General features: G+C 52.0%; 14 protein-coding genes and 1 pseudogene. All 15 read right to left on the bottom strand.

Annotated elements, in window-relative coordinates:
• A partial coding sequence (locus tag GTGU_RS08690; RefSeq protein WP_038155832.1) for a DUF3383 family protein occupies positions 1–253 on the bottom strand: 253 nt, incomplete at its 3' end.
• A 2-nt stretch (positions 254–255) separates the two neighbouring features.
• Positions 256–804 carry a phage neck terminator protein gene (locus GTGU_RS08695; protein ID WP_038155833.1) on the bottom strand — a complete coding sequence of 183 codons (549 nt, stop codon included), beginning with the start codon at positions 802–804 and terminating at the stop codon, positions 256–258.
• Complete coding sequence (locus GTGU_RS08700) at positions 797–1201, bottom strand: hypothetical protein (protein WP_038155834.1); 405 nt, start codon at positions 1199–1201, stop codon at positions 797–799. The genes GTGU_RS08695 and GTGU_RS08700 overlap by 8 nt, the downstream gene beginning before the upstream one ends.
• Complete coding sequence (locus GTGU_RS08705; protein WP_038155835.1) at positions 1201–1704, bottom strand: hypothetical protein; 504 nt, start codon at positions 1702–1704, stop codon at positions 1201–1203. The genes GTGU_RS08700 and GTGU_RS08705 overlap by 1 nt, the downstream gene beginning before the upstream one ends.
• A complete protein-coding gene (locus GTGU_RS08710) occupies positions 1701–2108 on the bottom strand; it encodes a DUF4054 domain-containing protein (RefSeq protein WP_038155836.1) in 408 nt (135 codons plus the stop codon). The genes GTGU_RS08705 and GTGU_RS08710 overlap by 4 nt, the downstream gene beginning before the upstream one ends.
• Complete coding sequence (locus GTGU_RS08715; RefSeq protein ID WP_038155837.1) at positions 2080–2478, bottom strand: STY1053 family phage-associated protein; 399 nt, start codon at positions 2476–2478, stop codon at positions 2080–2082. The genes GTGU_RS08710 and GTGU_RS08715 overlap by 29 nt, the downstream gene beginning before the upstream one ends.
• Positions 2479–2523: 45 nt before the next feature.
• On the bottom strand, positions 2524–3471 hold the full coding sequence (locus GTGU_RS08720; protein ID WP_038155838.1) for a DUF2184 domain-containing protein: 948 nt from the start codon (positions 3469–3471) through the stop codon (positions 2524–2526).
• Between the two features lie 10 nt (positions 3472–3481).
• Positions 3482–3985, bottom strand: a complete 504-nt coding sequence (locus GTGU_RS08725) for a structural cement protein Gp24 (protein ID WP_038155839.1) — start codon at positions 3983–3985, stop codon at positions 3482–3484.
• 11 nt (positions 3986–3996) lie between these two features.
• Positions 3997–5274, bottom strand: a complete 1278-nt coding sequence (locus tag GTGU_RS08730) for a DUF2213 domain-containing protein (RefSeq protein WP_038155840.1) — start codon at positions 5272–5274, stop codon at positions 3997–3999.
• Positions 5275–5733: 459 nt separating this feature from the next.
• Positions 5734–6267, bottom strand: coding sequence for a phage minor head protein (locus GTGU_RS08735; RefSeq protein ID WP_038155845.1), 534 nt, complete (start codon positions 6265–6267; stop codon positions 5734–5736).
• Positions 6268–6337: 70 nt separating this feature from the next.
• Positions 6338–7807, bottom strand: coding sequence for a DUF1073 domain-containing protein (locus tag GTGU_RS08740; RefSeq protein WP_038155841.1), 1470 nt, complete (start codon positions 7805–7807; stop codon positions 6338–6340).
• A gap of 219 nt (positions 7808–8026) precedes the next feature.
• Positions 8027–9550: a phage terminase large subunit gene (gene terL, locus GTGU_RS08745; protein ID WP_038155842.1), complete on the bottom strand. Its 1524-nt coding sequence runs from the start codon at positions 9548–9550 to the stop codon at positions 8027–8029.
• Positions 9495–10142 (bottom strand): hypothetical protein, encoded by a 648-nt coding sequence (locus tag GTGU_RS08750; RefSeq protein WP_038155843.1) that lies wholly within the window; start codon positions 10140–10142, stop codon positions 9495–9497. Before GTGU_RS08750 ends, terL begins: the two co-directional genes overlap by 56 nt.
• 246 nt (positions 10143–10388) lie before the next feature.
• Positions 10389–11393 carry a site-specific integrase gene (locus GTGU_RS08755; RefSeq protein ID WP_038155844.1) on the bottom strand — a complete coding sequence of 335 codons (1005 nt, stop codon included), beginning with the start codon at positions 11391–11393 and terminating at the stop codon, positions 10389–10391.
• A 346-nt stretch (positions 11394–11739) separates the two neighbouring features.
• Positions 11740–11833, bottom strand: a pseudogene (locus tag GTGU_RS26570) (lysis protein); the annotation flags it as partial.

Here is an 11833-nt window from a genome sequence, read left to right on the forward strand (position 1 = left end):
GGCCCACGTAGACCTGAGTCGGTCGCGGTGACTGGGAGAACCAGATAACCGCGGCGGCATATTCTTCACTGTCCACGCCAAAATCATCGCCGATATCATCCGGTGCAGAGTACAGGCGAAGACGCTCAGAAATGGGAATGACTGTTGAATTACCCAGGATCAGCATCGAGCCAAAATTGCGGCCCTGCGCTGCCCTGGCGGAAAGCGTCACAGTCACGTTCGTGACGCGGTTTAACGGCAGGCCTTTCTCCATGATCAATCTCCGGTAGATATCGTGACGTTGTCGTCAACGATGGATTTAATGTTGTAGGTGCGGACGGTTTTGCGGGTCAGGGTGATGGTGAGGTCGTAGCGCCTCACCCACTGGTTATTAATCAGCTCGGGCAGGTTATAAATGGTCCCCGCATCGTTGAAGGACAGCCCGGAACGGTTAAGCTCTGTGTTGTTTTGTTCAACAAAGAGCCCGGATCTGAACGTCGTCGCCATGCTGGCGCCCTGTGGACCGTAAAAGCATAAAATGACCGTCACGCTCTCCCATGCCCACTGCTCAGAAGTATTCTCATCCACCTGGATATTCGCCGGCATGCCGGGGAGCGGTACGGTCGTGATGCCAAACGCACACCATGTGACCCCGTTTTTGGGTATCGACGATTGCGGATCCGTCCACCGCGGGAAAACCGATTTGGCCGGTAACCCGGTTACGCCGCGAATCCACCGGCTGATTTCCCTTTCCAGCGCCTCATCATAGGCTGGCCCACCAGCGGCAGGTGTCAGATAACCACGCGTAGTGCTGTCGTTACTCATCCGGAGTACCTCCGTCAAAGTCCACCAGCTCACAGTGCGCCTGGACGAATCCGGCGCCGTAGCGGGTGTATGGATCGACGAACGTCACGCGATAGTCGCGCCCGTCATACGTCACAATGTCCGCATCAAGACGGGTGCTGGCGTCCATGCCGGGTTTTCCCTGAGTCAGCCGGAACTGCGTCACGATGAGGATTGCGCCGTTTGTGTTCTGTCCGGCAGCCATGCGTTTCGCCTCGAGGGCGCGATCGACAGTCACCACCCCGGAAAACGGAATATCCTGCGGAACGTTGGTCGCAAAATTATCCTCATCCAGCGTCTGGATCTGCCGGTGACACACCAGCGATGTATCGCAAAAATCCGGGTCGAGAAGAACTTCCGTCACATCGAGAAACGGCATTATTTTTCCCTCACGACGTAGTTAATGGAGCGCAGGATATAGCCATGTGCGTAAAGCGGCTTATCACCGGGAAGCCCTTCCGCCCGTCGCCGTTCGAGCGTTTTCTCAGACAGCGGATGCAAACGATCACCAGCACCGATAATGCCTTTTGCTGCGTCCCGCGCTATCTGGCCTGCGCTTTCAAGCTGAACTCTGGCCGCTTCTGTTTTCCCCTCCAGCGCAGCAGTTGCCGCCGATTTCAGGTGTGCAGTGGTACGCGGTTTCGAGTCCTCGATCCCCATTTCAAGAAATGGTCGAGGTGGCAGTGTGACGGTGACACCGTCTATTTCCACTGTGGCGCCCGTTGAATGGAGGTAGCCCAGCTCAGCATTGCTTATCGGTGAGTCTTCCCGCGCCGCGTTATCTGCCGGAATACCCACCAGCACATCCATACCGGAAAGCTGTCGGAGAGATTCCAGAACAGAGGCAGCGTTATCCGCACGTATTGTCAGCCCGCTTTTCACAGAAGTTGTCTCCCTCCAGCGCCAAACATTGACCACCACCAGAAAAATTCCTGCCCGTATCCGGTTTTATTCCAGAAACCCGCATCAGGGTTGATGGTGCCGCTGTTGTCGTAGCTCACGCTGACTTTATCTACCGACTTTGACGCAGCAACGCCGCTACCGGCTGTGCTAACCCCACCAGCAGAAGCGGCGGCCAGATTACGACCGCGCAGCTCTGTATAGTGGGCAGTGAACAACTCAGACAGATAAACAAACTGGTCACCCAGCACATCCTGATTCAGGATCGTATCGGCCTGCAGCAGATAGAAATTCACAGAAGCATCGGGATAGCGGGTTTTGTCGGCAAATTCGGGGAAGTCGGCGCGGAACTGATCGTTAGTTGGCAGCCTGCTGTTTTTTGTCATTTTTCTCGCCCTTGCCACCGGTGATGTCGGTTTTATCCGTATCAGCAGAATTACCACCCTCTGGCGCCACCTTTGCTTTCAGGTCAGTAATCTCCGTGACCTGATCCGCAATGGTTTTCTCATGCTCTGTCACCTTTGCTTTCAGGTCGGTGTTTTCTTTCTCCAGCTCTGCCAGACGTGAAGAAAGCCCTTCGGTGTTTTTCTCTTTTTCCAGATCGGAATCATCAAGCGGACGGGCATAAGCTTCAAACGCCCAGTGCTTTTTAACGTGTGCAGGGAAATCAGAGCCGTTATGGATGCCCTGTTTTAGCTCGAATTTTGTGCCGTCAGGAAAGCTCAGGGTCGCGCCATCAGAAACAACATATTTCATGTTAATGCTCCACAAAAAGAGGCGGGTTTCCCCGCCTGTTTCAGGTTAAGACGCAGGAACGTCCAGGTAAGAGATGGTGTTTGAATACGGCGCTTCCACCTGCCCCAGCTTGCCGTAGTAAACGGTCAACTGCTGCATGCTGCGGTATTCCAGCGGGGTGTTCAGCAGCGGTACCATCGGGAAACGAACGTATTTTTCGTCCTGGGTGTACGCCACGACACGGTGAGCACCACCAGCGCCACGTCTGGAAGCCCATTTCATGGACACAATTTCCAGCGGTTCGCCGTTTTCCTGGTACGCAATGCTGTTGATCTTCACGTATTCCAGTACCGAGATATTCCCAGCGCTGGATACTTTCATCATGGTAAGCATGCCGAACAGCTCGGGCGCCATACCAATCTTCGCCGGACATACGGCATAGCCGGAACGCATCCAGACGTCGGTAAGTACCAGGTTGATATCCTGCAGAATCACATCAGGATCCGTTGTCAGCGTCCAGGCAGCAGCAGCGGCCAGCGGCGTGACGTCCGGCAGGTTCAGCAGACCAGCAACGCCGAGAATGCTGTCACCGATGTAAACCTGCTCGTCGGTATCCATGTTCCATTTCAGCTTCATGGCTTCGTACTTCTGGGTGTCGATAGGACGCCCAAGTTTCTGCGCGGATGCCAGTTCCAGCACGTTCCATGATACTTCGGTTGCCCACGGCGTCAGGTTGTTACGGGTCGGAGTGATATCCAGTTCCGGCCCCGGCGTTGCAGTCCCCTTTTTACCCATCCAGTTCTTGCCTGCCGGGTTCGGACCGCCGACGCTCGAAAAGTCGGTATTGGTGAAGGAAGACACTTCATCCGCGATAGAGATGTCGCTGCGCAGCGGCATGTCTCGTGTCCACTTAACGGACACCAGCGGCATATTGAGTGTCTGATCCATGCGCTCCAGCTCACCGACGATAAACGCGCCGGTTGAGTCGATGGTCGCTCTGTCAACTGTAAACATTCAGTGCTCCTCAGATGTTGAATGCAATTTCGATACGGCCGTCAGCGTCACCCGGCCCCATAACCTCTGCATTTGGCAGCTGAGGTGTGTTGGTTGCTGTCGCGTCCTGCGTGAGAACGAATGTCCCCACCGGGCTTGCTGCTGTACCTCCAGCGACGCGGACATACACCGGATCACCTTTTTTCGCAGACGGTGCGGTTCCGGCAGTAGCAACCACGCAGATGTAGCCACGCTTGAGATTGTCACCAATCTGGTTAGCATCCACGCCAAGAGCGGCCAGATCGGCAACTGAGGTGATCGGGAACGGGCGAACCAGAATCCCTTTCACAAGGCCGATAGTGTCGCCATTCGCCAGAGGAACGAACTTGTCGTTCACGTATTTCCCGGGCAGCCCGTACGCGGTGAATGGTGCGGTGGTATTCAGAGATACCGGCTCAATGGTGAGATCACGCGGACGTGTCACAGCCCCGGCGATGCCGATCGGCATCCGGGTTAAATATGATTTACCTGCCATGTCGAGTTACCTTATTTGCGTTTATTCCAGAACTCGGCGTTGATTTTGTTCATCTCAGCCGGAGTAAGGTGTTTGGTGTTCGGCGCGCCATCAGTAGTGCGGGCACCACCCAGCGGAGTGAGGTGATTCTTCGCCTTATGCAACTGCACAGCCGCAGTAAACACAGCATCAACTGTGGCTTTTGAGGCTTTGGCGAAATCGTCCACACCGAAAACTTTCAGGCTGTCGCCAGTGCGCATGGCATGCGCCAGCACCTGGCGTTTCAGACCTTTATCGCTGGCAGGCTGGAAGCCGGGGCAGATGATTTCCGCATCCGCGATAATACTGCGCTTAAACGCCGCATCACCGGTAACCTTGCGGTCTTCTTCTTCCTCTTCCTCGTCTGCATCGGTGGTCTTGTTGTCCTTATCGGGATCGCTGTCGGTAGTTTTACCCTCCAGCTTTTCCAGACGCGCCAGCAACGCTTTCGCCCAGGCTGGAATTTCTTCATCGCCTGTGCCGGTTTTGTCTTTGTTCGGATCGCCTTCGTCCGTAGTGGTGCGGGCACCTTCCGGTAAAGCGGTAGCCTGAGAAGGAGTGTTGATGATGATGGTGGAACCGGGGATAGAACCCATGCCATCAGACGGCATGTCCGGCGCTTCGTCGATGAGCTTTGCGAGTGCATCCTCATCTTTCGTCTTAATGGCCTGAGCCAGTTTTTTAAGCCATGACATTACAGGCTTCTCCTTTGTGGTTGATGGGATGGAATCCCCGATTGCACAGCGGCCACCAGCTCGCCCGCGGTCAATGCCGACGGCCAGGTGGTTTCCTGTGATTTGGTATTGCTTGCCCTTTCCGGGTGCCAGTTGCTTGTACTGAGCGTCATAACCGCAGCTGACATCAGTCAGTCCGGAGTTAACCGCGTCGATTGCCTCCTGCCGTTTAATCAGCACGTCAGCAATAAGCAGATCCGATTTGTCGCCGGTGCCGCGCCGCACGTTCTGAATGTGTCCGTGGGCCAGCTCTGCAAAGTTGGAAGGGTTGACGAAAACGATGTTGCCCTGGCTATCCTCCGGATGCCCCAGCGTGACGGCTACGCCCTCAAAGCTCGCCATCGTCTCAGGAGAAAAAACCTCATCCTCGGTGCGCCATACTGTTACCGTTCCGCTGTAGTCTGGTTCAAGGTCAATTTCCTCGGGCAGATAGACCTGCGTCCCTGTACGTGCGATCGGCACGTCTTTACACAGTAGAGAGCCATCCGCTGTCAGATAGCGCGTTTCGCCCAGGCGTGTAGTGAAGAAATATTTCATGATGCCTCGCTAAATGACCATCGGGTCAGAGTTTCGAATAAACTCGCGAAGTAGTGCTTTTACTTGCCTTACGTTCCCGCGCCCCGAGGCTTTAAGTTCAGATAGTTCACCCACTCTGCGATAAGTTGCCGTAACGCAACCAACCGACATCTCGATCACGCTGAGGTCGCCAGCGCGTTTTGCATTGATGAAAACCTTTGGCATTCTCACCTCTTCAGGCAATAAAAAAGGCCGCTCTATGGCGACCTTGTGGCAAGGGATAAATGTTCAAAATAACGCGCTATTTAACATAATTGCTCTTAACTGAATCGGCAAAAATGGACTCGATTAAAATGTCCCCTTAAAGCCTCAAAAATAGCGGTTTTCCTGGCTGAAAATGAAACTTTAAACACACAACATTTTCGTAACATTTAACGGGTATTCTTGTTCATGCAGAAAGTGAATCAAAAGCCGTATTTTTCATTTTCTCGGCTCAGGTATATGCACGTCCGGGTAGCATTTACAGTTGGGTAAACATCCTGCGTGACCAGTCATACCGTCCAGTGTCGGCGGGTTATCCCAGCGAACAAATTTATCTTTCATTCTTCGATGAGAATCACGAGTACCGGCACCTTCAATGCGCCACCAGTAACCCTCAGAACCAACAGCCAGCGCCCGAGCTTGTGTTAGGGCACCTGTAGCCCTTCCGATCTCAGTGCGGGCTATTAGCTGTGCCCTACTGGCGGCCACATCACCAGACGAAAGAATCTGCTCATAAAGCTGGTCTGGTCGCTCTCCGTTAATAGCCGCCTGAATTGCCCGCTGCTGTATATCCATTACGCGATCAGCAGCCTCCAGAGGCAGTGATTTCATCAGTTGAATCTGGCGATAAACAATATCCTGAGCTACCTGCCCGACAGGAGTATTCCCGACAACTTCACGCAGGCCAGCCCCGATTTCCTCTGATACCGATCGCCACTGATTCCACTCTTCCTGCTCAACCTGGGCAAACATCCTCTGTCCGACCTGTTCCGCCCAGTTACTGATAAGCTCCGAATAGTCGATAAGCACCAGCCCTGTCTTATCAGCGCTGGCCTGTGAACCATCGTAAGTACCATTTACGATCTGCCCTATCTGGTTTGCTATCGCCAACAGGCTTTTTCGATACTGGATCTCCGAGCGTCGGCGGAGGGATGGTTTCAGGTTCATCCTCCTGCCACTGGGTCTTCGCATCTTCAATATCCTCGTCAGTGATGGAGCCACCAATGCCAATCACATCGGAAATGTTTCTAAGGTCATTCAGTGCAGCCGCTGGCGGCATGCCGAGCTCACGAACTGCTGTAGCCAGTGCGGTCGTCACGTTATTCGCCATCGTTGCGCGATCAGTGTCAGACATCTCCCAGAGCTTATTAAACTCGAAAGTGAAATCTTCCGGTAACGGCGTACCAAACAACGAACGCCAGCTGATATCCATCAACCAGCGAACGTGACGACGCAGGCGACGCTCCTGAAGAGAGTTAACACGGCTGTAGTAGTTCTCCAGATCTCCATCTCCAGTATTGAAACCGGCGGGAGACTGCCCGAACAAACGGACCAGTGGAATACCAGTGGCGCCGGAAACCTGCTCAGCAAAGCGCAGGATCACGTCAGCAATGCCAGCAAATGAATAACTGTGGGTCTGAAACTCATCGCTCTTGTCCATGAGGGTCATACCCTCAATGGTCTGAAACTCGCGGATCATATCAATGTGTTTCATCAGACCTTTTTCAGCATCACCGCCAGCCATGAGAATCTGGCGTAAATTTTCAATGCTGTAAGTCCGCAGGTGCGCTTTATGAATGAGTTGTGTCGTACCAACAGTCGCTGTATCAAACGCCTGTATGCGTTCAAAAATACGCTCTACAACGGACATTCCCCATCCGTTTTCCGTCTGCGCCTGCTGAAACGGCAGTGTGTCGCCCTCCATACGGATGATTCTGGAGTGGTGGATTTTCCAGGGGGGAATCCCTTGTTGATTGGTCACTACCCGGTAAAACTTTGGCTTACCGAAATCTGGCCCGTAATCGGTCACAAGATTCACATAGCTCGGTGATACCATCCACCGATCAAGGCTAATCACCCCTTTAAACTGCCCCTCCTTGATACGGTCGAGGCGTAATGGTGTTGACATGTCCTGTCCGTCAATCAGCACCACCAGCAACGCACCACCATAAAGCCGGGACCATTTAAGCGTGTCGTTTACCCCATCCCAGATAGAGGCATCATCCCAGAAGGTTTCCACCTTGCCTTTTTGCCCTGGCTCCAGTTTGGAGGTGATATTCACGCCTTTGCGTGTCATATCGTCGGCCATAGCATCCACGCCAGCACCGACCAGAAACGATGACCGGTAGGCGAATTCCAGCATCACGCGATTGCGAGTGATATACCCTGGCTCATACATCCCACCAGCCTGAATATTTTGCGCGTTGGAGCCGAGTTTAGCCTTGAAGTTGTTGTACCCGTCAGCAGTCGCAACGGGCTTGTTTGCGCCGTTCTGGCGTCTCTTTCGGGACATACATCCTCACAGGAAAAATTGAAGAAAAATAGCCTGATTTAACATAATGACCGTTATAGGAACAACCGGATCAGCACTCGTTACCAATTCAGTACGAAGTCAATATTTACGCGAGTTAAGCGGGCAAAACAGGCAAAAACCGAGTGCATAAACAGTGCATAAAAAGGGGTGCAAAATGCATAGCGTTTTTAATGAACCAAACGGCTATTTTTGACAGTTTTACCCTTTGCCGAGCTGTTCCCAGATGTTGAGCTCTCCAGCCTTCATTTCTGAAATCGCATCCATCATCGGATCGAGCTGGTCGTCATGTGTGTTGAATTCCGGTGTGATGGATTCCATCTCAGCCAGGAAATCATTAACCCATTCGGCCTCTTCTGGCAGGTAGACATAGCCGGATTCGATATAACCCTGAACGTCCAGCAGGCGGGTGTATTTATCCTTGTCCCTCTGTATAGGGATAATCGGACACGACGCTTCGGCCTGGATTTCCTGAATCAGGTTTGTGCCTGAGGATTTATCTTCGACCTTCATCGAGATAACCGGGCCACAGTCTTTCCGCATTTTACATTTGCGCCAGAACGCCACGGCTCTGCGCTTCAGTTCCTTCGACTCCCATTTACCGCGGATCATGTCTATAAGGTAAACTTTTCCGTCCTCGCCAAGCCCCCAAAGCTCAAATACTGAAAAGTCGTTGTGCTCTTTGGTTTTCTGCGCCGTATCTGCATACACACAGCTCCAGCGAATAGGAGGAAGAACCTTGTATTCCTTGAACCACTCGGACTTAATCAGGCCACCACCTTTCGCCGTTGGCCGCTGCTGATAAAGCGCATTCCAGACCAGCGAACCACGCTGTTTGCACTTATCAACGAAACCGAGCGGCATGCGTTCAGGGAAGAGGATTTCGCCTTTTTTTCTCAGAGCATACCGCTTACCATTCAGCTCGTGATATTCGTCGTTTTCGGCCTCCATCGGAAAGCTGACAACGCGCCATTGTTCCCCGCCCTCTTCCGCTTTTTTCAACAACTGACCGGCGAGATCATCCTTATGCCATCGGGTAAGGATGATGATAATCCCGTTCAGTTTTGGATCTGCGCGGGTAAAAAACGTGGTGTCGTACCAGTCAATAACCGCTTCCTGATAGGCTTTCGATGAGGCTGTTTTATAGTCCTTTGCCGGGTCGTCGATGATGCCAATATTCAACCCCTGCCCGGTAATGCCGCCATTCACGCCAGCAGCACGATATGATCCGCCGTGGATTTTTCCGTATCTGTCGATAGTTTCCCATAACTCCGCTGTGCGAATAGCACCACCAGCGACCGTTCTGATGTTGGTGCTATTCAGACAGGTATCCGGGAACACTTCATGATAGCGTTCGGAATCAATGATACGCTGCGTATCTCGCGACATACGGTTAGCAAGGTCAGCAGAGTAAGAGCAAGAAATGACGTGCCAGCCCGGGTGTTTACCCAGCACTAAAGCCGGAAACCTTCGAGAAGCCAACTCGCTTTTTCCGGAGCGCGGTGGTGCAAATAGCATAAGCCGGGGCATGTTGCCGGCTTCAACCTCTTTCAGGAAGTGATCCAGCTCAGCACATACCAGTTCGTTAAACCAACCAGATTCATAGTTAGGATAGGTATACAGCGTGAAATCCATCAGGTTTTCCTGCGCGCGGGCAATTGCCCTTTTTCTATACGCCTCCAGAATGGTCGAGTTTTTCCTCGAGCTGGTTTTTGTGACGGCCATAACCTATTTCCTTTAATGCCTCGAGTAACTGCGCGTCGGTCATGTCTTCATGCTGGATAGGTCCGCCGTTCGGCCCGGAAAGCTGTATTTTCTTCGGCGTATCCAGTTCGATGAGTAATGTCTCAGGAACTTTGATACCCTCAGCCTCAAGCAGCTGCGCCGCCTCCAGAGCGGTATACTTCCCGGCAATCTTCTCTTTCATTACTTCGCGGAGAACATCACGCTTACGATCATCTTCACCATACACGCTATGACCGAGTCCGAGGGATTTCGCAAACACTGCGACATCATTGTGTGTGGGGAGGACTTCCTCGATCGTGGTTTTTACACCATTGGGTGTACTGGTGACGGTTTTCCGCTTGCGAACGTCGAGGCTTTTACCTGCGACACTGTTAACTTTCTCCATCAGAATTTCGCGGGCCTCTGTAAAGGCACGATTAAATTCGGGGTGTTCTTTTCGCCAGTTGCGGATCGTCGCCTCGTCAATCTCTAAACGCTGGGCAACCATCCGATTCGAAATCTTGTTCCGGGCTAAAGCCATGTCAATAACGATACCGACGTAGGCCTTCTTAAAACTATTTTTTCGGGCCATACGCTTACCTGAAATCGGCTACTGTTTATTTTTTGTTCAAAATCATTATTCCGCATTTTCCGTGCGGAATAATTCTGAGAAAAAAACGCCAGCGGGGCCGCTTGTGTTCTGTGTTTGAGTGCGGAATTAAAACCTCGAAAAAATGCGGAGTTATCGATTTTTCTTCAAAACTGCGATTTGCTGGTCTCAGGCCGCGCAGAATGGGGAGATAGTGGATCGCCCTACTATTTCCATTATGTGTTTATCTCAATCGAGATCCATATCTACTGGCGCACAGAACAAGTGGCCGTAAACATCGATGGTGGTTTTGATATTTACGTGCCCGATAAGACGGGAAACATGTGTAATATCGACGCCTCTGGCGGCCAGTCTGGATACTGCAAAATGCCGCAGGTGATGGAATCGCCTGATGCCGTGTTCCGCCAGCGTTTTTTGCAATATGCCCTGGGTACCGTAATTGATGGACAATGGCGCCCCGGTAAAACTGTTTGATACCAGCGGCTGTGGTGATCCGAATAATTTCGGGTCCAACAATGCCAGGAGTTCCCGCGGCATTCTTACCTGTCGTTCAACGCCGCGTTTCAACCCCTCGCGAATGACACCGTTCACGATATGCCGCCTGATCTGGATTATCTCTGAGGAAATATCCTCGTACGTTACCGCCAGCGCTTCACCGAGTCGCAGACCGCAGATTCCGAGCCAACAAGCAATGCGCTCACGCCGCGGCGCGGTGTCGAGCAACTTCCTCACTGTCTCCTTTGAGGGAATGGTTATCGGCCTGCGGTGTCGGCGAACGGGTCTGTCCACCGGGTTAAATGCAATAAGCCGTTTTTCTTCCAGCAGGAAAAATGCAGAGCGGATCCAGCGATGGCACCCAGGACAGACTGATTCGGTTATATCGCGATGACTGATACGGAGAATATTTTTTTCCAGTATCGAGCCGTCTACAGCAAGGAGATCGTGACGACATTTTGAGTAAGTCGACATCCTGATGATGTTTTTTTCCAGCTTTCCGGCCTGATACCCAAGGAAGAACATCAACAATTTCTGGAAAGACCAGGAATTATCAACACCCTTCCATGTTGCAGTTCTGCAATCCAGTTCAATATTCTGTTTTTGCCAGAAAAAATAAGCGGCCTCGTCAATATTCTTGAAGATACGTCGGCGACCATGACCGGACTTTTCATCCCGCCAGTGAACATAATATTTTGACTGCCCGTTAGCATCAGTTGAGTGCTTTATTGATGCCATACTGAACAATCCTCCGTTCGCTTATGGTTCGCGAATAAAAAATTATCAAAGCCGCTCATTGAATGGCTTTTGTAGTAGCAATAAAAAAGCCATCAGCGATAGCCATGGAAGTGGTTATCAGGTCCATTTTCTGTATTTCAACTAATTGCATGGTGATTACCTTCAAAAAAGAGACCTCTGTTCACCAGAACGGCCATACCCGAGCGCACCATGCTGCGATGGCGTTCTCAGAGGTCGCTTTTGTGAATAGTCTCGGGATTACAATGCGCGGTGAATGCGCCGGTTTACTACAGGCACAAAAAAGCCCGACCGAAGTCAGGCTCTGTTTGTGTATTTGTGGGACACATCATTTCATACACTGCGTGTTGATGTACTCCTGCAATGCTCTCAGGGCTGTCTGGTCGCTGATGATTCCGGCGCGGATAATGAGAATGTTTCGT

Origin of the sequence: Trabulsiella guamensis ATCC 49490 (genome assembly GCF_000734965.1) — a bacterium.
Classification (GTDB): Bacteria; Pseudomonadota; Gammaproteobacteria; order Enterobacterales; family Enterobacteriaceae; genus Trabulsiella; species Trabulsiella guamensis.